Here is a 22,715-nt window from a genome sequence, read left to right on the forward strand (position 1 = left end):
CCTGTCTCCTGCCCCCTGGAACTATCTCTAAGAAATAGCACTCCTCATTTTCAAGATTGTTCAGCGAGAAGTTTTCTGAAGAATTGTATTGGCATCCCAAGTATAGAAGCCAATTTGGTTAGGAACTCTAGAGAATCTTCCAGTCCGATGACCTCTAGATAATTCATTTAGCACTTTGTTTTTTACTTCTCTGAGTTGCTGAGAATCAATGTCTCCATAAATTCCATTGACTATTTCATTGACGCTGAAAATTTGCCCAGGATTTTGCTGTAAGAAAGAGGTGATAGCATCAATCAAAAATTGACCATCAAAAGCTCTGAGCATCGGTACTACTTCGCTCTTGGGTAAAATGAAAGATTTTTTCTTTCGGGTTTTGGCACTCTGAGCGAAGGCATGGTGATGATTGGGAGCTAACAAACTTAAAACCAGAGTATAACAACCAGGTTCATTGGGTATAGCTGACCAGTAACCCCTTTCTCTGCCTTGGGTGAGAGAGGATTGGACTCTACCTTTGACTACTCTGAAGATAGTTGGCTCCAACTCGCCATAAAGCGATCGCACAATAAAATCTATATGGCACACAGTACCAGCATATTCATGCAATAGCTTTTTCAGAGCTTCCATCCGAGTTAGAGCCTGATATTGGGGTATCATCGGAACTTCTGCCCTCTTGATGAAATGATCATCGTTTTCTGAGGGGAGATTGGGAAGCTGAGAATCTTTTTTCTCTTTAGTTGGAGAAGTTGCATAATCTATCTCCAATTGATCTAAGTTGGAAAGTTCTGATTCTATAGACTCTAAAAAGTCTAAGTCAGAATTGTTATCTGATGACAGAAACAAGAGTGACCCTTCTTGATCCGCATTTTCAAGTTGTGAAAACTGTTCATGATCATTTTCATAAGACCAATTAGACAACAAAGCTTCCGCATGATCAAGTTGCGATCGCGCTTCTATAAATAGCCGTTGGTATTCTTGTGTAAGACCAGCATAATAGTCTCGTAATTCCAACAATGGCTTGATAAATACGTCTGAAGGTGGTTGTAGCTGTTCTTTGGGATTCATATCACTTCAATCAATCAATCTAAATTTATGTCGCTTTGATAAGACATCGGTCGAGGTTTTGCCTTTTTAGATTCTTGGGGCGATCTTTTAGGTGCTTGGGGAGGGCGACAGATTTCACAATATAAGGGTCGAGGTCCAAAAGTTTCGCGTTTAGTCGGCTGATTACATTCTTTACAGACAAAGTTGAAGACACGAGTATGAATCTGTCTTTTATGCGCTCTGACAGTATATTCCCTAACATCAATGGTTTTAGTTGCCATAATTAAGAATTACAAATTTCAGTCCTCTTAATATAGCTATTCAAGCAAACGAAACTACATCAGTATGTGTTTTAGTGCAACTTTTCTTCAAATCATTAAAATAAAAGCCCAGCATAAGATACAAACTTTAATTGTCAAGAATAAACAGCGAAGCAATCTCAGCCCCTGGGATTGTTCCGCTGTATTAAGTTTTCCTGACACTGAAACTTCGTATTCAATTAAGTTTTTCTACTTGTTCATCTCTGCTTACTGATAATCTGGATAAATAAGGGTTGAAAGCATCCTCCTCATGGAGGAAAGAGAAGGATGAAGTTGTTCATCCTTCGTAATTTATAATTCATCCTTTTTTTTACTTATTTTCCACAAAATCAGCATCTATCACATCTTCACCTCGACTACTTTGTGGTTCACCACTTCCATTGGAGGTTCCCGCGTGGGCATAAACTGCGCTACCGACTTGCATCAAGACTTGCTGTAACTCACTGCTAATAGACTTAATTCGCTCAAAGTTATCTTGGTTAATGGCTTCTCGCAAATCCTTCACCAGTCCTTCAACTCGGTTTTTATCGGCTGGGCTTACCTTATCACCCAAATCTCTGAGTTGTTTCTCGGCTTGATAAGCTAAAGAGTCTGCCAAATTCTTGCTGTCAATTTGTTCACGTCGTCTTCTATCTTCTTCCGCATGAGATTCTGCATCCCGCACCATATTTTCCACATCTCGCTTATCGAGAGTAGAAGCACCTGTAATCGAAATTGACTGCTGTTTACTCGTAGCCTTATCTTTGGCGGTGACAGAGAGAATCCCATTAGCATCAATGTCAAAGGTAACTTCAATTTGTGGTACACCTCTGGGTGCTGAAGGAATACCATCAAGGCGGAAAGTACCTAAACTCTTATTATCTTTAGAAAATTCTCTCTCACCTTGCAAGACGTGAATTTCTACATTATTTTGACCATCAGCCGCAGTTGAAAAGATTTCTGATTTCTTCACCGGGATAGTTGTATTCCGACCAATAATTTTGGTCATCACACCACCAAGAGTTTCCACACCTAAAGACAAGGGAGTCACATCAAGCAAGAGGATATCTTTGACTTCACCAGATAACACACCCGCTTGAATAGCCGCACCTACCGCTACAACTTCATCAGGATTCACACCTTGACAAGGGTCTTTACCTGTGATTCTTCGCACCAATTCTTGTACAGCAGGAATGCGAGTCGAACCACCAACTAAGACAATTTCATCAAGTTGAGCATTACTGAGTTTCGCGTCTTGCAGTGCTTGTTGAACTGGTTGACGACAACGGTCGAGAAGGTCGGCTGTCATCTCCTCAAATTTACCCCGTGTCAGTGTCATATCCAAATGTTTTGGCCCTGTTTGAGTAGCGGTAATAAAGGGCAAATTGATATTAGTTTGAGTCGCGCTAGAAAGTTCAATTTTCGCCTTTTCTGCGGCTTCAGTCAATCTTTGTAAAGCTTGTTTATCTTTACGTAAATCAATGCCTTCATTACTTTGAAACTCATGAGCTAACCAATCCACAATTTTTTTATCGAAGTCGTCACCACCTAAATGAGTATCCCCACTGGTGGATTTTACTTCAAACACACCATCACCAACTTCTAAAACAGAAACGTCAAATGTCCCACCACCGAGGTCAAACACCAAGATAGTTTCATTTTGCTTTTTATCAAGACCATAAGCAAGGGCTGCTGCTGTTGGTTCGTTGATAATGCGGAGAACGTCTAAACCAGCAATTTTACCTGCATCTTTGGTAGCTTGTCGTTGAGAATCATTAAAATAAGCAGGAACTGTAATTACTGCTTGAGTAACTTTTTCTCCTAAATATTTACTAGCGTCATCAACTAACTTTCTCAACACTTGGGCAGAAATTTCTTCAGGTGCAAAATCCTTACCCGCTGCGGGACAGTTGAGTTTCACATTACCATTGCTATCACGCAGAGTTCTATAGGAAACTTCTGTGGCTTCATGGGTGATTTCTTCATATTTGCGCCCAATGAAACGTTTAACAGAATAAAATGTGTTTTCTGGATTCATTACTGCTTGTCGTCTAGCGATTTGACCAACTAAGCGTTCCCCACTTTTGGTGTAAGCTACAACTGAAGGAGTGATGCGTTGTCCTTCAGAATTAGCGATTACTAAAGGTTGACCCCCTTCCATAACCGCAACACAAGAGTTTGTAGTTCCCAAATCAATTCCCACTACTTTTGCCATATCTTCCCCTTGGGCTTCAGTAGAAATTTAATTTTTTAGTAAGCATTCAGCTATATCTCGTTCCCAGTACCTCGTTCCCAGTCTCAGACTGGGAATGCTATCATAGAGGCTCTGCCTCTGCTATCACTAAAGGCAGAGCCTTCTTGAATTCATTCCCATACAGAGTATGGGAACGAGAATACAGAGTATGGGAACGAGAAATGAGAATCTGGGTTTTTACAAATCAGAAGCTACTGATAAATTAACCGAGATTAACTTTGAACGCTTTTTGTTTTTCTGGTTCTGCTTTTGGTAAGTTTAACCGCAGAATACCATCTTTATATTCAGCCTGTACTTGTTCATGTTGGACAAGGGAAGGTAAAGGAATTACCCGTTGGAATTTGCCATAACGGAATTCAGAACGAGTGTAACCTTCTCTTTCCGTTGTGGTTTCAGATTTCCTTTCACCAGTAATAGAAACAGCTTCAGGGGTTACTTCCACATTTACATCTTTCGCTTCCAGACCAGGTAATTCTAGTCTCAATTTAAATGCGTCATCAGTTTCTTCAAGTTCAGCAGAAGGAATAAAGGTAATTCCTCCTCTTTCACCCCCATCAGTTGGTATCATTCTTTCAAACAGACGATTCATGCGCCGTTGTAGGGTATCCATTTCGCGGAGTGGGTCCCAACGTTCAAGTTCGCGGAATGGTTCTAGGCGTTCAATGTCCCGGAGTGGGTCCCAACGAATAAGTGCCATATCTATCTCCTGTACAATCCTCTAATTTGGCTTGTGGAGGCTTAATTTCAAGCTTCATTGATGGCAAACAACCGTCATACTTTTTTAAATCTTTTTATTCCTGAAGCTTACTCTTTAGCTTCCTAGTTAAACAATAACACTAGGAGATAAATTCAGTGGGTTCGGTTTTATAGCTATGGGAATCGCAATAGCCGTACCTGTGAGCTTTTTTCATAATCCTTTACAATTTCAACTATTGAAAAAACAATAAATCCCCTTTTAGGGTAATTGTAAATATTTCTACTTTTATTCCAGATATAGATTATAAAGTCTGTTGAGATAGCTAAAAGTAATAATCTCAACATCTATCTGAGGTAGAATTATGGATATACAAAAATATTTTTACTCTAACTGTTGAGCTATGCTTCTAAGTAAAATATTTTGGTTTGAGCGAATAAAGAAGTGATTACCTTCAAGCATTTGTAATGAAAAAGAGGCAGTAGTTTGTTCACGCCATGCTTCTAACTCATAATCAGTAAATTCTTTGTCTTGTAAACCACCAAAAACACTAATAGGACAATCAAGAGGCGGTTGAATTGTGTAAATGTAGGTATCTAAAACCGTAAAATCAGCCCGGAGAATAGGGAGAAAAAGTTGGATAATGTCTTGATTTTCCATAACATCATCAGGAGTACCATTGAAATTCCAGATTTCTTGCCAAAACTCTGCATCTGGTAAATTATAAATCGGTCTTTTTGAAGGAGTAACTTGTGGAGCATTGCGAGCAGATATAAATAAATGTAATGGAGTTAAATTATAATCTGAGCGTAGTAAACGAGTTAATTCAAAGCTGACAAGTCCACCCATACTATGACCAAAGATAGCAAAGGGTTTATCTAGATATGGGGTGAGATTTTGGGCTATTTCCTCTACAAGAGGTTGCATTTTTGTGTAGGGAGGTAAGTTCATTTGTCTTCCCCTTCCAGGAAGTTCTAGAGGACACACTTCGATAGTTGAGGGTAAATCATTAGCCCAGGTGCGAAATACCATTGCGCTACCTCCTGCGTAGGGTAAGCAGAATAAGCGTAATTTTGCTTGGGGGTTGGGTTGGGGACAAGTAACCCACGAGTTGAATGTGGTTTTGGTTGTCATAATGGTACTTTTTATAATCGTCAGGATTTTTCAACAATTGGGATGCTCCCGATCTAATATATGATGAGATGTATCGCAGGTTTAAAAAAATTAAGTAAAAATCCTTCATGCGTCGGGATTCTATTTTTTACAAACTCTTTCAACAATCTCCCACTTTACTATTTGAATTCTTGACAAATCCTCCGACAAATGCAGATGCTTATAGATTTGATTCGGTAGCTGTCAAAGAACCCAAATTTGAAATTGATGGGGTGTTTCTGCCACCAGAAAATGAAGGTGCGGGAGTTGTATACTTCTGTGAGGTGCAATTCCAAAAAGATGAACAGCTTTATGAAAGAGTATTTGCTGAATCTTCACTTTATTTCTACCGCAACCGTGCTAGATTCAGTGACTGGGAAACTGTGATTATTTACCCATCCCGCAGTATTGAACAAAGCGATATTCATCCTCATCGAACGCTACTCAATGGAAATCAAGTGCATCGAGTGTATTTAGATGAATTGGGGGATATTCATCAATTACCTTTATGGGTAGCACTGATGGTACTCACTACGGTAGAAGAAGAACAAGCACCAGAAGCAGCAAGATATTTATTAACTAGAACCAGTCAAGAAGTATCATCTCCAACAAGTCGCGTCATAATAGAGATGATTACGACGATTATGGTGTACAAGTTTGAACAACTAAGCCGTATGGAGGTAGAGTCTATGTTAGGGATAACACTAAAAGAAACGAGAGTTTACCGAGAAATCAAGGAAGAAGGCCGAGAAGAAGGACGAGAAGAAGGACGAGAAGTTATGGCTAATGCAATTTCTCGACAATTGACTAAGCGGTTTGGAACATTGTCTGAAGAAATACGCTCCTCAATTTCTGGTTTAGCTTTACCTGTTTTAGAAGATTTGAGTGAAGCACTATTAGATTTTAACAGTTTAGCTGATTTGTCATCTTGGCTAGAAACGCAAATAAATTAATAAAATAATTTACCCACTAGTTGAAGGTGGTTTTGGTTGTCATAATTGGGTTTAAATGTGGATAATAATATTTAACTAGATTTTTTAGATATATTCACTGACTTACTATTATGACAGGCATTGAACTTTTATTAGCCCAAGCCGTTAGCGGTGTAGCTGTTCCCATTTTTCAGTCTCTGTGGGGAAGCAGTACCAAGTTGGTAGAAAGGTTTGGTCAAAACTTTAATGAAGCTGCGAAAACGGCAATTTTTAAAGCTTTCGGGAAATATGGACAGAACTATAGAAAACGACACGGTATTCTGAAAGTATTAGGAATGCGTGAACCTGTCAATTTGGAGGCAGTATATACAGCAGTGCAGTTTTTAAAGGATGATATTCCTAGTTTTGTATCTATCAAGGAATTTGAAGAAGCATATCGTGACGCTGAAAACCGGAAGTTTAACTTTCAATGTTCTGAAAAACAAGCAGGAATTAAAGTTGCTAATGAGAAACAATATCTGATGGTTTTGGGTGAACCAGGTGCGGGTAAATCTACCTTTTTAAGAAAGATGGGACTGGAAGCATTTCAGGGTAAAAAAGGAGGATTTAAACATGGCTGTATTCCGGTTTTTATTGAATTAAAAAGCTTTACATCTAGCGAGATTGATATTGAAAAATTTATTATTGACGAGTTTGATATTTGTGGTGTTCCAGTTCCAGATCAGTTTACGGCTAAAGCTTTAGAACAAGGTAAATTATTAATTCTACTGGATGGTTTGGATGAAGTCCCAACTAAAAATTTGACTGAGGCTATTAATCAAATTCAAAACTTTGTTGATCAACATGATGCAAATCGTTTTATAGCTTCATGTCGCACAGCAGCTTATCGCCATAATTTCCGGCGGTTTAGCGATGTGGCTATGGCTGATTTTGATGATGAACCAATTCAGCAGTTTATTAATAACTGGTTTCATGGAGAAGATGATAAACAGGCGAAAACAAGTGAGAAATGCTGGGAATTATTGCAAAATCCAGAAAACAAAGCTGCTAAAGAGTTGGCACACACGCCTTTATTGCTGACTTTTCTTTGTTTAGAATATGGCAAGGCGCAAAATTTTTCTAATAACCGTAGCGGTTTATATAGAAAGGGATTGCGGATATTATTAGAAGAATGGGCTTCAGAACAGCTAAAATTAAGAGATGAGATTTATCAAGAATTGCATACAGAATTAGAAGAGTCGTTACTATCAGAAATTGCTTATACTGGGTTTAAATATAACAGAATCTTTTTTACTGAACGAGAGATTATTGAACAAATTAATAATTTTTTTGTGAATAATTTGAATGCATCCAAGTATTTAAATTGTAAAGCGGTTTTAAATGCCATTGCCATTCAGCAAGGAATTTTAGTAAAAAAAGCAGAATATGTTTATTCCTTCTCTCATCTTACCCTACAGGAATATTTAACAGCACAATATATTGATGATCATCGCCTAGTTGAAAATTTAGTTACTGAACACTTAACAGATCAACGTTGGAAAGAGGTATTTTTATTAGTTGCTGGGGTAATGCGGGGTGGTGCAGATGATTGGTTGTTATTGATGGAAAAAGAAGCACAAAAATATATCAATACCCCGAAGTTGCAGGCTTTATTAAATTGGACAGAACAAGTTACATTAGGCTCTCAGGGTGATTATAAACCTTTTAGGAAACGTGCATCTGCGATTACTAGAGCTTACGCTAACGCCATCGCCATCGCCAATGCCATCGACATAATTTATTTTAAAGCCAATATCAATATCAACGTCATTGCCAATGCCAAAACCATAGCCAATGCCATAGCCAATGCCAAGACCAACGCCGAAGCTAATGCCGAAGCCAATGTTAAGACCAACGCCATAGCCATCGATATTGCCAAGGCAAATGCCAATTCTATTGCCATTGCCATCAAACATAGTGGTGAACTTGAAAAATCCAAAATTTTCAATAATAAAGTTAACTTTACTCTGTTGATTGTGCGACTTGAACAACTAAAAACTACAATTCCTGATGATACACAGGCAAGGGAAGTGCATCTGGCATTTGCTAAACGCCTCCAACAAACCTTGCTCAATGCTTATCATCTCACTCTAGAAATGGTGAATTTATCTAAGGAAGAAATCAAGGCTTTAGATAATTATTTATATGCTAATCACCTAATTATCCAATGCAAAGATGCAGCGGCGAGCGTCTCACGTGAAACCTGGGAAGCAATAGAGGGGAGGATGTTGTTACCTCCTAGTAATTAAGTCACAATCAGAGAATTTTGAGCATTACTATTCTTCAAAAGCAAATTAGATATATCATGTTGATGTTTTGCAATTGTATAATCTGTGTCTAAATTCAAATCATTAGAGTTATTTACAGGTGCTGGTGGTAGGTTAGGTATGCGATCGCATACCTAACCTACCACCAGCTGAAAATACTTTCCCCAGTACTTGACAAAATTGTCTACCTAATTTAAGTTAGGTGATGTGAATAAAAAAGCTAATCAAACCTCGTCAAAAGACGCTGTTCTGGATGCAGCGGAGCAATTATTTGTGTCTCGCGGTTATACAACTGTTACCCTAAGTCATGTTGCTAACAAACTCGGCATCAAGCAAGCCTCACTTTATTACCACTTTCCTCTGGGAAAGGAAGATTTGTATGTTGAGGTAATGTTGCGTCATTTAGAACATCGGCTTATCTCCCTTGAAAGATTGATTTCCAGAGCAAAGCCAACCTTGGAAAGTTGCTTGCTTGAAGTTGGAGTTTGGTTGATTCAGCAACCTCCTCTTAACGGTGGAAGAATGATAATGAGCGATTTACCAGAGCTATCCTCAGACAAAGCTGCTCAACTCGAAGAAGCAATGTATCGCTGTGCATTCGCTCCCATTGAGGCGTTATTCATCCAGTATCGACATCAGTTAAAGGATCAGTTCCAAAGCAATTTGGGCTTCATTGGCGGTACTTTCTTGTCTGCTTTAGAATCGCTGTATACCTTTAGAAAATATGGCTCTAAGACTGATGAGGAATTAGTTAATGATTTGATTGAGCTACTTTTGAAAGGTTCTCTCTCAACTTAATTTTTTTTGAATTTTTACCTACCTAATTTTAGGTTGTTTATTTTCCATAAAAGGAGAAACTGATCATGTTTGACCTGTTACCTAATTTTTGGACACCTGTTATTCCTGTTGCTGAAGTTGAGAATACCCCTATAGCTGTTGAACTTGCAGGGGAACGTCTGGTTTTATTTCGGAATTTGACAGGTGAAATTGGGGCGCTTTTAGATCGCTGTCCTCATCGGGGCGTTGCCCTTTCACTCGGTCGTGTCAACGAAAATGGATGTTTAGAATGCCCTTATCACGGCTGGCAGTTTGACCAGAATGGTGCTTGTACACACGTTCCCCTGAATAATCCTGCTGATGTTAAGTTGTCTGTGCTTGCCGCTGTGAGCTTACCGACTCGCATCATTGCTGGGTTAGTTTGGGTGTTTACAGGGCAAGGTGAAGTTGCGGATCTGGAAGTTCCTGAGAGTTTAATGCGATCGCCTGAATCTTACTTCATTCATCATGAGGTCTGGAATGCTCACTGGACAAGAGTAATCGAGAACGCAATGGATTATGTCCATGTGCCGTTTGTGCATCGTAATTCCTTCGGAGGCGAAGTCGGTCAGGCGATCAAGGCTGGTAGTTTTGCTGAATTTCAAATTACACAGACAAAACATAGCGTTCAAATTTTTAATCGCTATCACAACATTGAATCTGGATTTGCCCTTGAATGGCATCAGCCAAACTTAGTTGTTCTGAAGTTTGATGAAATGGGAATGCCTGTTCGGAGTCATTTTTTCGCAATTCCTATCAATAAGCATCAAACACGAATCTTAATCGCAATTCAGTTGCTTGAGCCTCATGCTGTGGCAATGCTCAATGAGTTCATCACTCCCATTATTGAAGATAAAGTAGTGATTGAATCGCATCAAGGTGAGATTCCTACTACGACTGGGGAATGTAATGTCCCTACTGATCGAGCAACACTCCTTTTTCGTCGTTGGTATCATCAAGCGATCGCTCGTCAAGCAGTGACGATTTAAGCTATCTCAAAACTCAGCTATTGTGCATGGGTGAAAACCCTAGCCAATAGCTTAAGTGATATAACTATAGGACTCCTATTTGATTATTGAACAAGACTCAGTAAATAGTGAAACCCTTCTTTCCTGTTCCCTGCCCACACAAATCAATTCAGAAATCAAACCGGATTACTATATCATTAGTGATTCCTATTGATTAGAAAAACTCTATAAACCAAAAAATTACTATGCAAACAATCAATAAAAAGTCAACAAAAAAAACTTGGGCAAAAGCCATATCTCAACCTGCAACTGAATTTCCTCCCACTCAATTACCTGTTATCGCGGGTAAAATCCCTGATGGTTTGCGGGGTACACTTTACCGCAATGGTGCAGCGCGACTAGAACGGGGTGGTGTGTCAGTGGGACATTGGTTTGATGGAGATGGTGCTATTTTAGCCGTCCATTTTACAGATGCTGGTGCGACAGGGGTTTATCGGTACGTGCAGACTGCTGGTTATCAAGAAGAAACTGCGGCGGGTAAATTGCTGTATGGTAATTATGGCATGACTGCACCCGGTCTGATTTGGAATCAATGGCGTAAACCTGTTAAGCACGCTGCAAATACTTCTGTTTTGGCATTACCTGATAAACTGCTGGCATTGTGGGAAGGTGATAATCCTTATGCGTTAGATTTGCAGACTTTAGAAACCCAAGGATTAGATAATTTAGATGGTTTGGAGAAAAAACAACCTTATTCTGCCCATCCTAAAGTTGATTATGCAACAGGGGAAATTTTTAATTTTGGTGTGAGTCCGGGAGCAAATGCGATATTAAGTCTCTACAAAAGTGACTTAACAGGCAAGATTCTGAAAACAGCAAAGTTGACATTAGAAGGTTTTCCAGTCATACATGATTTTGTCTTAGCTGGACAATATTTAATATTTTTTGCGCCTGCGGTACATTTAAATGTTTGGCCTGTTTTGTTGGGAATTAGTAGTTACAGTGATTCGCTGCAATGGCTACCACAGAAAGGAACTAAGATTTTAGTAATTGACAGAGAAACATTATCTTTAGTGAGTGAAGGAATTACAGAACCTTGGTTTCAGTGGCATTTTGGGAATGGTTATGTTGATGATAGCGGTACGGTGATTGTAGATTTTTCCCGTTATGCAGATTTTCAAACTAATCAATATTTAAAAGAGTTAGCATTTGGAGAAACTCAAACAGTTGCTAAAACCACGTTGACGCGGGTACAACTTAATCCGCAAACAGGGAAAGTGACGGGAATTGAAACTCTATTAAATAGAACTTGTGAATTTCCTAATGTTCCACCGCAAAATGTGGGTAAGTTTTCTCGCTATAGCTATATGTCTATTTTTCGGGAAGGAACAGATATTGAAGGAGAAATATTAAACGGTATTGCTCGTTTTGATCATCAAACTGGAACTTTGTCAGAAGCAGACTTGGGTGAAAATCGCTATCCTTGTGAACCTCTTCCAGCACAAGACAATCACAACCCTGAGCAAAGTTGGATTTTAACAGTAGTTTATGATGGTAATACCAATAATAGCGAGGTTTGGATATTTGAGAGCCAACACTTGAACGATGAACCTGTTTGTAAACTAGGTTTACCCAGCGTTATTCCCCACAGCTTTCACGGTACTTGGAAACCCGCTTAATTAATTTGAAACTTTTAGTAGACAGGACTATTTTTATTGGTGCAGACATATCTTCTATAGTGACTTATGCAGACCGTTAAATAAAAATAGTAAAATTAACGGATTGACAAGTATAAGGAAGTACTTTAACCTTAGTTAGAGTGATACTGCGTGGAGTTTGTGGATTTATCTAAATGAAAATTGACTGTCTGCTAATAAGAAGAGACGAGTGAGTAGATGTTTCTACCTGCAAATTTTGTTCATTGGACTAAATTACTGGGCAAATTTGTCTCTGTGCAAATTATAGTTCAAGCTTTGACCCTAGCGAGTGGAATTTTCATAGTTCGCACTCTAAATCAACAAGAATATGCTTACTACACCATTGCTACTACAATGCAAGGGACTATGAGTGTTTTGGCTGACATGGGCATCAGTATTGGACTTTCAGCAATTGGTGGCAAGGTATGGGAGGATAGGTATCGCTTTGGACAGCTAATCAATACAGCTTTACATCTTCGCTATTATCTGGCTGCTGTTTCGATTACGATTGTGACACCAATTTCGATCTGGATGCTATTCAGAAATGGAGCTTCCCTGTTATATGCAATTTTAATTACAATTGCGGTACTGGTGGGACTTTATTTTCAATTGACTATTGGTGTGTTGAATATTGTACCACGTCTCCATTCACAAGTCAGTCGAATTCAGAAACTGGATTTAACGTTGAATATTTCTAGGATAGTCTTATTGGGGGTTTCTTATCTAACACTTTTCAACACAGCTTTAGTCACATTTGCGTCCTCAGTTGCACTAGGAATACAGAGATTGCTGTTAGGAAATTTAGTAATTGATAATATTGACAGGAAAGCCCCCTTGAATGAAGAAGATAGGGCAGAAATTACCAAAATTATTCAAAAATCAGCACCTAATACAATATTTTACTGTTTCCAAGGACAAATTACTGTCTGGTTACTCAGTATATTTGGTAACGTACAAACTGTTGCTGAAATTGGAGCATTAGGGCGTTTAGCAGTTATTTTTGCAGTTATTGGCTCAGTTATGAATGGCATTGTACTACCAAGCTTTGCTCGTTGTCAGTCTCCAAAGCTTCTATTCCGTCGCTATTGTCAAATTCTCTGCACCATGTCTATATTTTCCGCAGCTTTAGTAGGTTTAGCAGCACTTTTTCCTAGTCAATTTCTATTGATAATAGGCTCGAAATACGCACATTTACAGTCAGAATTAATTTTAGTCATAGTTAGTTCAGGATTGTTTTTTGTTGTTAATACTATGTGGTCTCTCAATGCTTCTAAAGCATGGCTTGATCTTATCTGGTTACAAATACCTGGAACACTTATGGCACAGATTGTTGCAGTTTTTTTAGTAAATGTGACTACACTTAAAGGAGCAATTATATTCGGAATGGCTCCTTTGTTTCCAGGAGTTATATTAAATTCATACATGACTTACAAGGGTTTAAAGAATACTAGCCTAAATATATGAATATTTTAGAGAAATGGCTTATTAAACTGAAGTTTACTGTTTGGGCTAGACTTAAAGCTAACGTATATCCAAGCTTTTACCAGTCTCATTCTCAATTTGGTGAAGACATGGTTGTGAGATTTTTAACAAATGATCTTCAGAAAGGATTTTATATAGACATTGGCGCTCACCATCCAGTTTATTATTCTAATACTCATCACTTCTATTGCAAAGGCTGGCAAGGAATTAATATTGATGGCGCTCCCGGTATCATGGATATATTCCAAGTTTTAAGACCAAGAGATATAAATTTAGAGCTTTTGTTACATCCAGAAAAAAAAGTAGAAAACGTGGAGTTTTATATATTTGAACAGGCTGCATATAATACATTCGATCAAGAGATGGCTGACAAGGCTTTATCTATGGGAGTAAAATTAGTTGAGAAAAAGACTCTGAAAACAAGTACACTTGAGGAAGTGTTAGATTTATACTTGCCAAAAGGAACTAATATTGATTTAATGAGTGTTGATATAGAAGGTATAGATGAAGCAATTCTTATGTCTAATAATTGGGAGATATACAAGCCAAAAATTATACTTTTTGAAAAACATGATATTTCTCTAAAAGAAATTGAACATTTAGAAATTATTAATTATTTAGGCAACTATGGATATGAAATAGTAGCAAAATGTGGACCTTCAATAATTATGAAATTACAAACTCTCATGAGTTAAACAAAGCCATCTATTCTGACTTAAAGCTAACTTATATCCAAGTTTCTAGCAGTCTCATTCTCATTTTGGTGAAGACATAGAGGATTCCTATTTGAATTTTGATAGCTTGCATAGAAATATACAAGCCCCAAATTCTGATTTTTTAAACAATACCTTTGCTAAAACCCTATTCATATCTTAACGATTGCATTGGTGTTCAGCCCTATTTTTGGCAAATTGGCGAACGTATTGTTGAAAAATATGATATCACTCTAAAAGAATTTGAAAGTTTAGAACTTAATTAATTAGTTAAGTAAATATGGATATGAACTAGTAGTTAAATGTGGACTTTCATTGATCATAAAATTACAGAAATGAATTAGGTTATGAAAAGCTTATCAATATTTGTGCAATCAGCTTCAGAGTACTTGACTGACTACGAATCTCACGGCGATGGTCTAATTTGCTTCTCTTTACTGAATGGATTAGCCAGACGCAACCATGATATTTTTGCTTACACCAGATACGCTGCTATTTCTGAAGAATATCCTAATTTACAAGTAAAAGTGGGTGGCAGACATCGTGTCCCCTTTGACTCTCTTGCTTCTTGGGAACATTCCTGGAAAGCTGATAATTGGTTGCAGGATTTAAGCCATAAATATGATATTGATATTGTGTGGCGAATGCACCCTTATGGAACAAGTTGTCCAACAGTACCCAAAACCCTGGGCAAACCTTTGGTAGTGGGACCCCTATTTTATGGCTGGCCAGAAAATGAAGCAATGAAGGCTAAACCAAGATTTGGTATTGGTATAGAAAAATTTGTTAGTCCTTTAGCCCAGAAAGGATGGCATCGGACATTACAGGCTGCTTCTCTGATCATTTGTGCGACGAGTAAACACGCTGAATCTATTCAAAATCAGTTTCCCCAATCCCATGTATTATGTTTGCCTGTTATTGTAGATCCTCCTATTTACGATCTCTCTTGTATTAGAGAAATTACCGATGAATCATCACCTTTTCACCTATTATTTGTTGCCAACTTACTGCCCAATAAAAATCCTTTAATATTTTGTCAAGCAGTCAAGCTTCTGCGTGACTATGGAATTAATGTGAAAGCAACACTTTTAGGAGATGGTTCGGAGCGTTCAAATATAGAATATTATTGCGCTTCAGAGAAATTGGAGGATTGTATATACCTGCAAGGGAAAGTTCCTAATAATGAAGTTTATAACTATCTGTATTCCGCAGATTTGCTGATCTCAACTTCTCTGGGTGAACCTTATGGTCGTAGTATAGTTGAAGCTATGTCTGTAGGCACACCCTGTATTTGCCATGATTCAGGTGGACCAGCAGAAATTATTGAAAATGACGTTGATGGATTACTGGTAAAAAAACTGACTGCCAAAGCTTTTGCGGATGCGATCGCTCGTATTTATAATAACCGTCAAACTTGGCAGTATTTATCTAAAAATGCAATTAGTAAAGCTAAAAGTTGGACAAGTGAAGTAGTGTTAGCTCGTCTGGAGGATTCGCTAATAGAAATTAGTCAGACCCAAAACAATTGTTAGGAGGTGTTTAGTGAAAATTTTAATTTCAGTATATAGATTTGATTCTTTCCAGCTACTTTATATATGCCAGAGTTAACAGTAGTCAAAAGACATTTGGAAATTTATACAGGTGAGTTTAAATCTCTATGAAGCAGCCTTTGAGAATACTTATGATCCTGCATATGCCTTGGAGCAGAAATTTAGGAGGCTCACGAGTACAGTTAGAATTAGCTGATGCGTTTCAGGCAATGGGGCATCAAGTTGAAAAATTTGACTATTATGATGCCTTTCCTGAAGCCTACCCTTCTCAATTCCGCAATTTAATTCGTCCTAGTTTCTATGTCAAAGCAAAAGCTTTTGTTCAGGCAAATGCTCATCGTTTTGATATTATTGATGCTCACCAAGGGAATTTACCATTTTCAAAACAAGAATTAGGGTTTAAGGGTTTATTAGTTGCTCGTTCAGTAGGACTATATGCCTTTTATGATGAATTTGCTAGATTAGATAGAACTAAAAATCCGCCCCGAAAACTTAAAACTAAGCTTGGAAATCTTTGGCGTTCATGGCAGAACAAAGGACAGACTTCCTTATACCTTAGGAGTTTACAAACCTGCGATCTGATTAATGTACCAAATCATGACGAGTTGGCCTATGTTCGTGACGTTATGGGACTAGGGAACAAGTGTATAGTATTTCCCTTTGGACTTTCTCAAGAACGGCAAAAAGCATTTAAGGATGCTATTCAACCATCCGGAGTTCGATTAGCAAATAAGCAAATAGCTTTTATTGGCAGTTGGGGTTCGCGCAAAGGTTCTAGAGATTGGGCAGAAATTGTTGTGCGCGTCAAAAAGCAAATACCAGAAGTTCGCTTCCTATTTTTAGGCACAGGTTTGAGCGCCGAAAAAGTTTTAGAGGATCTAAATTTACCAATTTGTAACTGGATTGAGGTTATTCCTAAATATGACAGTGATGAACTACCTAACCTTTTAAGTGGCGCAACAGTGGGAGCCTTCCCAAGCTATATTGAAGGATTTGGTTTCGCTGTTCTGGAGAAACTTGCTTCTGGGCTGCCAACAGTGGCTTATGATGTTCCTGGTCCGAGAGAAACTTTACGACTGTTGGATGAGTCTTTGCTGGTTTCGGCTGGAAATGTTGACCAGTTTGCTCATAAATTAGTTTCTATACAGGATATGGAGTTAGAAAATTATAGTGATCTAACTAAGAAGTGTCTTGATATTGGTAGTAAATTTTCTTGGGAAGAAATTGCTCAACAAACACTGGAGATTTACTATAATTTTTTGGAGAAACAGAAATGAGTCAAATTATTAGTCTGAATATTTTGATGAATATGTTTGGTCAATTTATTAAATTAACTCCTGAGTATCGTGGCAAGTGGAGATTAATTAGGTATTGGATGAATCATCAGTATGATAACGCCGTGAAACTGAGAATTTTGCCTGGTGGTGAAAAAGTTTTTTGTCATCTGAGCATACCCTATGAAGCAATGGTTTGGTTAAAACGAGAAGAACAAACAAACTTAGAACTACTTAAAGATGCTCTTGATTATAGTAGTTTAAGTATTTTGCCTGATACTTGGGTGATTACTGGTTATTGCAATTTATACTATTCAATTAATAGGAAACAACAATGTTAGACAATAAAGACGAAATTCGTATTAGTATTGCTCTAGTCACTCGCAACCGTCCAGAAAGTTTGGAACGTTGTTTAAAAAGCCTGCGATCGCAAAGCATTCAACCCTTTGAAGTACTAATTTCTGATGACTCCGACCCTGAGTTGGCAGATAAAACTGAGTTTATTGCTTCACGTTGGGATTGTCTCTATATTAAAGGACCTCGGCGAGGTTTGTATGCTAATCGCAATTATTCAGCTTTAGCTTGCAAAGGAACCCACATTCGTACAATGGATGATGATCACGAATTTCCTGAGCAGCATATAGAAAATTGTCTTCTAGCAATTCATTCTGATCCTCAATCAGTGTGGATTATTGGAGAATATTTACATGGACAAACGGTAGGAAACCCTCCGCATTTTTGTCCAGGTCAATTGCATCCCCGTGGTTTTTCCTACTTTCCAGAAAATACCCAAAATTGTTGGGCTATTGCTGATGGTGCAAGTATTTATCCCAAAGAAATTTTTGCCCGGGGGTTGAGATTTGTTGAAGCATGGAAATTTGGTTCTGCTTATTTAGAGTGGGGGAGTCGGTTATATTATTTAGGATATCGAATTCGCCATTTAGAATCCACCTATATTATTCATCACTATGATCCAAACAATCGCTCATTTTTAAATAAAAAATGGGCACTTAGTTCCATGTTTTTTGCTATGAAATGCCATTCATTTATTTATCAATCAAATATCAAAAATAAGATTCTTTTTTACTTAGAGATTTTCAAACAATTAATTATTTACCCATCTGTAACTTGGCAAGCATTACAAGAATATATACCAATATATAAACAATTTTATCGGGAGTTCTTTCAATTAGACTCTCACAAATTTATCTCTCAATTTGCATCTGAAACTTCTACAAAAAACAGCAGTGAAAAAAATAGTACCTCAAAGTAATTGGCATGATAGCTGGAAATTTAGTTATCCCTTCGATTTATTAGAAATTTATGGCTCACTAAATAATCATGGTTATGCTTATGCTTATGCAAATCGGCGAAGGCATACTTTAGAATTGATTCAAAAAATTGCCCAACCAGGAGCAAAAATACTGGATTTAGCAGCAGCACAGGGTAATTTCTCTTTAATTCTTGCGGAATTAGGTTACGAAGTTACATGGAATGATTTGCGTGAAGAATTGATTGATTATGTGGAATTAAAAAGAGAATCAGGTAATATTCATTATGCTCCTGGAAATGTATTTGATTTAGGATTTGCATCCGAGTTTGATGTTGTATTAATTGCCGAAGTCATTGAACACGTTGCTCATCCTGATGAATTTCTAAAAAAGATTGCTGAGATGATTAAACCAAATGGTTATATTGTCATGACCACTCCTAACGGTGAATATTTCTTAAATCGGTTACCAAAGTTTTCTGACTGTCCTGACCCTAGTCAATTTGAATCTATACAGTTTCAGCCTAATGCAGATGGTCATATCTTTTTACTATACTTAGATGAAATCGAAGATTTTGCTAAACAAATTGGTCTATCTATCTTAGATGCAAGATTGATTACTAACTCAATAACTAATGGTCATATAAAATCAAGGTACTTATTGAAATTTTTACCGCGCCAATGGGTTGAGTCTTTGGAATCTTTTACAGAAAAATTGCCATTGCCATTGAGAAAAAAAATTCATACGGCATTTGTTGTTTTAATACAGCGTCGTGTAGAAAGTGTTTAGCCTAGAATATGGCAAAGTTAGATTTTTCACAACAATGTCATTACTCAGGATATTTTAGGTGAGTAATCAGGCAAATATAATTACATCTTTATTCCGGGATTGTTTCTAGTATCACCTTTGCCATGTCATCCCAACTATAAGCCCTTAATTCCTGTAAAATAGAAGATACTAAGTTACTATAATATTTTCTATCTTTGTACCATTTTTGCAGCCGTGTTGCCAAATTAACGGCATCTTCCGGGTTAGGAAGTAACAAGTCTTGCAACTGTGGGGGATAGCGTTCCGCAACACCAGCATCAGCACTGACTATCGCTGGTAAACCACAACAGAGGGCTTCATGCACCCCCAAACCATAAGCTTCATAACGAGTTGGAGCAACTAAACAATCAGCAGCTTGCAACAATTTCGGCACATCAGCACGAAAACCCAAAAAATGAATATTGGAAATACCAGCATCAGCAGCGCGACGCTGCCATAGAGGTAGTTCTGCACCAACACCAATCACTACCAATTCAGCATCCCAATCCGGAGATTTACATAACTGTTGCCAAGCTGCAAACAGAGTATCAAATCCTTTACGGCGATCGCTCAAAGCACCAATAAATACTACAATTGCCTTATCTTCTGGCCATTCTAGCTGCTGACGTAGTGCTATTCTTTCTTCTGGTGTCGCTGGATAAAAGACTTGCGGATCTATGCCATAGTATACTGTGTGCAGTTTTTGCTCAGGAATCGCTAATTTCTCAATCAAATCTTGTTTAGTACGGTCTGAATTCACAATAATTACCCGCGCAGAGTTTAATGCTTTTTTTTCTGCATCTAAAAACATCTGACGTGAAACCGAACCCTTCAACTGACGCAATAACCCAGCTTTATTATTAGGTTGGTAAGCTGCATGAACATAATGTACCCAGTTCACATCTGGCCATTGGCAATTACCACCATTGACCAAGACTCTACCACCATTTGCAGATAGACGCTGTGCTAAATTGCGCCCCATCCGATTCAGTAAAGGACTGCTGAGGAGATAAGAATTCCCTGGCTTTGGTACTCGATGAAATTTAACATTAGGATAAGCTAATAACTCACTAGCTACCCGATGAGCTACTAAATGTACTTGTTCACCTTGCCTTGCTAAGTAATCAGCTAAAGCAAAATTGGCTCTGTCCATGCCACCAGTTTTGACAAAATCACCTGTTACTAGTAAATAAGACTTCATCACTGCACATCTACGGGTTTTTGATCCAAAATATGATTAGCAGCTACAAACAGAGCTGTATTCAGTAACCAAAACTCCATACCACCCTGACTCATAAAAACAGGGTAGTTAAAAGTAAGCGCCACTACCCCAATGTCATAAGCAAAAATTAACCCTCCCCACAGGGCAAAATCTCCCAATTTGCGATTGATAGCAATATTCCATGCTGTCTGACAAGCCCAATAAATGGTAAAAATGTAAGCAAATATTAGTGGCACTCCCCCATCTAGCAACCATGCTGTCCACTGGATTTCTACCCAAATTGGTTGAGATACCAGGTCGGCATTATCACCAAAATAGCCATTTATCATCCCCCAACGCCCCAAACCTGCTCCCAAAGGATATTGAGGCAATAAATTCTCAAGAGTATTTTGCAAAAACCCCCCGCGATTTTGTTGGTAAACTTCTTGAGGAGAAGCAGCAAATAAGCTAGTTATGCGTTGTAGTGTTGATTGTCCCCCAATGGCTATTGCCCAAAAAAATGTACCTGCAAACAAGCCCGTCACACCTGATATCATTGCTGTCGCACGGGCAACTTGACCTGTCCTGATTAAGACCATTGCCAAAACAACCATAGAAATAGCAGCCAATACCAAAATAGAACGAATTTGAGTTAGATATATGCAAAATAAACCAAGGGCAGCACTACTAATGCCAGCAATCCTTAAAATCGGGTTTTTATGTTTGAGCGCAAATACAACCCCGAATAAAAGAGCATATAAACCAGAATTAGCTGCACCTCCTGGTACGTCAGTTAAGCCCATTGGTCTGTATACCTGTGTACCATTAGCTAAAGTGATCAACAAGTTATCTCCGCCAAAGGCGCTATTTTGAATCGCAGTAGAAAGAGCTAACTCAAATTTCCCTGGATAGTATACCTGTAACACCCCAACAATGGCACTTAATGTATTAATGCCCCACATCATAAACATTAAGCTTTCAAAAGCCTTGGGTGTCATTTTTAACCCTCTGACCCAAAAAAGAGGACTGAGAATAGCAAGATACATTGCTCCTTGAGCTACCCCAGCTGTTACCGAATTAATATAAGGATTTAGGCAAAACTGTAGCAGCATGATTGCTAGGACTATAATTGCTGGCTCAGTTGCTGGATGTTTTTGTTTTTCTGCTGTAGGTAGCCACACTAATAAAAATAAACCGAGGGCAAAGGAAGCAATCCGCATTGGTACTCGGAAAACCCCGATTGCCGGAAATAAGAGTAATATTTGCAGGGAAAACTGTAGGAGTATGAATGTGTGCGCCCATGTCCAGTTTAGTTTTGCAATTATAGGAGATGAAAGGGGTAAGTGCTGATCTGTTTTTAGAGCCATGTAATTAAGTAAAGTTATTTACTTCCTGAGGTAAAACAGGCATTGGTTTACGGCGAAGTTGTTTGAATAACTTCAGAGTCTGGTTTTTTATAGGCTGGCGATTGGATAAGGCAAAAGGTAGGAGATTAGTCAAACTGCTAACTATCCAAAATACCCCAGCCCAATCGCGTTGCTCTCTTTCATCTTTCATCCGCAGAAAAGTAATCAGAGTAGCTATTAATGCCGGGAAAACTGCCAACCAAGGATATCTTAAAAGTGTGGTCAGCATGGCATTACGCGCCCATAAACGCCTAATTCTCTGCCAATTTCGGCCTCTCTCATCAGCATAATGTATAATTTTTAGTTCAGGATCATAAATAACTTTATATCCTGCATCTAATAGCCGTAGCGTAAATTCTACTTCTTCATAGTAATAATTGAATTCTTCAATAAAGCCAATTTCTAGTTTTAATAGAGCTTCTCTACGTATCAGACAGCCATAAAAAGCTGGTGTCACAATATAGGATAAATAATCCACATTTGCTGGCTGAAATGCGTGAGATGTTCCATCAAAACAGAGTTGGTGAAAGGCAATTGCACCTACATCAGCATAACTTTTTGCAATAGATATTGCTCGATCAATTGCTGAGGTATCTGTGAGTTCAGTATCATCGAGAATATTGAAGGTTTTGTGTGTGGGTTCAAATGAGTATATCGTTGCATTTGGGAATAATTTTCTATACTTAGCTGTTGTCTGACCAATATTAGCTCCACAATCAAAAATAAACTGCACATTCTGCTGTTCTAGCAGTTTCTTTTGGTCTTGAAAAGCATCTACAAAATAACGGGAACGTTTTCTCAGTTCATAATCAAAAAATGCAAAAATCTGTTTGATAATTTCTTTCAACATAT

Annotated in this window: 20 protein-coding genes; 12 read left to right on the forward strand and 8 right to left on the reverse strand. The window is 38.1% G+C overall.

Going from position 1 to position 22,715, the window contains the following annotated elements:
- Nucleotides 1-60: 60 nt before the first annotated feature.
- The 5 genes from H6G68_RS10305 to H6G68_RS10325 form a co-directional block, all read right to left on the reverse strand.
- On the reverse strand, nucleotides 61-1,062 hold the full coding sequence (locus H6G68_RS10305) for a hypothetical protein (protein WP_190906563.1): 1,002 nt from the start codon (nucleotides 1,060-1,062) through the stop codon (nucleotides 61-63).
- Nucleotides 1,063-1,076: 14 nt separating this feature from the next.
- The gene (locus tag H6G68_RS10310) at nucleotides 1,077-1,322 is read right to left on the reverse strand and encodes a hypothetical protein (RefSeq protein WP_190906564.1); all 246 of its coding nucleotides are present in this window, start codon (nucleotides 1,320-1,322) and stop codon (nucleotides 1,077-1,079) included.
- Between the two features lie 349 nt (nucleotides 1,323-1,671).
- Nucleotides 1,672-3,555, reverse strand: coding sequence for a molecular chaperone DnaK (gene dnaK / locus H6G68_RS10315; RefSeq protein WP_190906565.1), 1,884 nt, complete (start codon nucleotides 3,553-3,555; stop codon nucleotides 1,672-1,674).
- Between the two features lie 241 nt (nucleotides 3,556-3,796).
- Entirely contained in the window at nucleotides 3,797-4,291 is a 495-nt protein-coding gene (locus H6G68_RS10320) for an Hsp20/alpha crystallin family protein (RefSeq protein ID WP_190906566.1), read from the reverse strand.
- 381 nt (nucleotides 4,292-4,672) lie between these two features.
- Entirely contained in the window at nucleotides 4,673-5,422 is a 750-nt protein-coding gene (locus tag H6G68_RS10325; RefSeq protein ID WP_190906567.1) for a thioesterase II family protein, read from the reverse strand.
- A 107-nt stretch (nucleotides 5,423-5,529) separates the two neighbouring features.
- Here H6G68_RS10325 and H6G68_RS10330 point away from each other — a divergent pair, with 107 nt between their 5' ends.
- The 12 genes from H6G68_RS10330 to H6G68_RS10385 all read left to right on the forward strand — a co-directional run bounded on the left by H6G68_RS10330 (nucleotide 5,530) and on the right by H6G68_RS10385 (nucleotide 19,238).
- Complete coding sequence (locus H6G68_RS10330; protein WP_190906568.1) at nucleotides 5,530-6,393, forward strand: Rpn family recombination-promoting nuclease/putative transposase; 864 nt, start codon at nucleotides 5,530-5,532, stop codon at nucleotides 6,391-6,393.
- 110 nt (nucleotides 6,394-6,503) lie between these two features.
- Nucleotides 6,504-8,660: an NACHT domain-containing protein gene (locus H6G68_RS10335; RefSeq protein WP_190906569.1), complete on the forward strand. Its 2,157-nt coding sequence runs from the start codon at nucleotides 6,504-6,506 to the stop codon at nucleotides 8,658-8,660.
- A gap of 225 nt (nucleotides 8,661-8,885) precedes the next feature.
- Complete coding sequence (locus H6G68_RS10340; protein WP_190906570.1) at nucleotides 8,886-9,476, forward strand: TetR family transcriptional regulator; 591 nt, start codon at nucleotides 8,886-8,888, stop codon at nucleotides 9,474-9,476.
- 65 nt (nucleotides 9,477-9,541) lie between these two features.
- Nucleotides 9,542-10,483, forward strand: coding sequence for an aromatic ring-hydroxylating oxygenase subunit alpha (locus H6G68_RS10345; RefSeq protein WP_190906571.1), 942 nt, complete (start codon nucleotides 9,542-9,544; stop codon nucleotides 10,481-10,483).
- Nucleotides 10,484-10,707: 224 nt separating this feature from the next.
- Nucleotides 10,708-12,141, forward strand: coding sequence for a carotenoid oxygenase family protein (locus H6G68_RS10350; RefSeq protein ID WP_190906572.1), 1,434 nt, complete (start codon nucleotides 10,708-10,710; stop codon nucleotides 12,139-12,141).
- A 273-nt stretch (nucleotides 12,142-12,414) separates the two neighbouring features.
- Nucleotides 12,415-13,623 carry an MATE family efflux transporter gene (locus tag H6G68_RS10355; protein WP_339327852.1) on the forward strand — a complete coding sequence of 403 codons (1,209 nt, stop codon included), beginning with the start codon at nucleotides 12,415-12,417 and terminating at the stop codon, nucleotides 13,621-13,623.
- Nucleotides 13,620-14,336 (forward strand): FkbM family methyltransferase, encoded by a 717-nt coding sequence (locus H6G68_RS10360; RefSeq protein WP_190906574.1) that lies wholly within the window; start codon nucleotides 13,620-13,622, stop codon nucleotides 14,334-14,336. Before H6G68_RS10355 ends, H6G68_RS10360 begins: the two co-directional genes overlap by 4 nt.
- A gap of 365 nt (nucleotides 14,337-14,701) precedes the next feature.
- On the forward strand, nucleotides 14,702-15,886 hold the full coding sequence (locus H6G68_RS10365; protein ID WP_190906575.1) for a glycosyltransferase family 4 protein: 1,185 nt from the start codon (nucleotides 14,702-14,704) through the stop codon (nucleotides 15,884-15,886).
- A gap of 149 nt (nucleotides 15,887-16,035) precedes the next feature.
- Entirely contained in the window at nucleotides 16,036-17,181 is a 1,146-nt protein-coding gene (locus H6G68_RS10370) for a glycosyltransferase family 4 protein (protein ID WP_206757400.1), read from the forward strand.
- Nucleotides 17,178-17,519, forward strand: a complete 342-nt coding sequence (locus H6G68_RS26880; RefSeq protein WP_199332563.1) for a hypothetical protein — start codon at nucleotides 17,178-17,180, stop codon at nucleotides 17,517-17,519. Before H6G68_RS10370 ends, H6G68_RS26880 begins: the two co-directional genes overlap by 4 nt.
- On the forward strand, nucleotides 17,513-18,451 hold the full coding sequence (locus H6G68_RS10380; protein WP_190906577.1) for a glycosyltransferase family 2 protein: 939 nt from the start codon (nucleotides 17,513-17,515) through the stop codon (nucleotides 18,449-18,451). Before H6G68_RS26880 ends, H6G68_RS10380 begins: the two co-directional genes overlap by 7 nt.
- Nucleotides 18,426-19,238, forward strand: coding sequence for a methyltransferase domain-containing protein (locus tag H6G68_RS10385; protein ID WP_190906578.1), 813 nt, complete (start codon nucleotides 18,426-18,428; stop codon nucleotides 19,236-19,238). Before H6G68_RS10380 ends, H6G68_RS10385 begins: the two co-directional genes overlap by 26 nt.
- An 88-nt stretch (nucleotides 19,239-19,326) precedes the next feature.
- On the opposite strand, the gene H6G68_RS10390 is transcribed toward H6G68_RS10385, so the two are convergent.
- The 3 genes from H6G68_RS10390 to H6G68_RS10400 form a co-directional block, all read right to left on the reverse strand.
- Entirely contained in the window at nucleotides 19,327-20,457 is a 1,131-nt protein-coding gene (locus H6G68_RS10390) for a glycosyltransferase family 4 protein (RefSeq protein WP_190906579.1), read from the reverse strand.
- The gene (locus H6G68_RS10395; RefSeq protein ID WP_190906580.1) at nucleotides 20,457-21,677 is read right to left on the reverse strand and encodes a hypothetical protein; all 1,221 of its coding nucleotides are present in this window, start codon (nucleotides 21,675-21,677) and stop codon (nucleotides 20,457-20,459) included. Before H6G68_RS10395 ends, H6G68_RS10390 begins: the two co-directional genes overlap by 1 nt.
- 151 nt (nucleotides 21,678-21,828) lie before the next feature.
- The gene (locus tag H6G68_RS10400) at nucleotides 21,829-22,713 is read right to left on the reverse strand and encodes a hypothetical protein (RefSeq protein WP_190906581.1); all 885 of its coding nucleotides are present in this window, start codon (nucleotides 22,711-22,713) and stop codon (nucleotides 21,829-21,831) included.
- Between the last annotated feature and the right edge of the window lie 2 nt (nucleotides 22,714-22,715).

It is taken from the genome of Anabaena catenula FACHB-362, from assembly GCF_014698735.1.
GTDB lineage: Bacteria > Cyanobacteriota > Cyanobacteriia > Cyanobacteriales > Nostocaceae > Anabaena > Anabaena variabilis_A.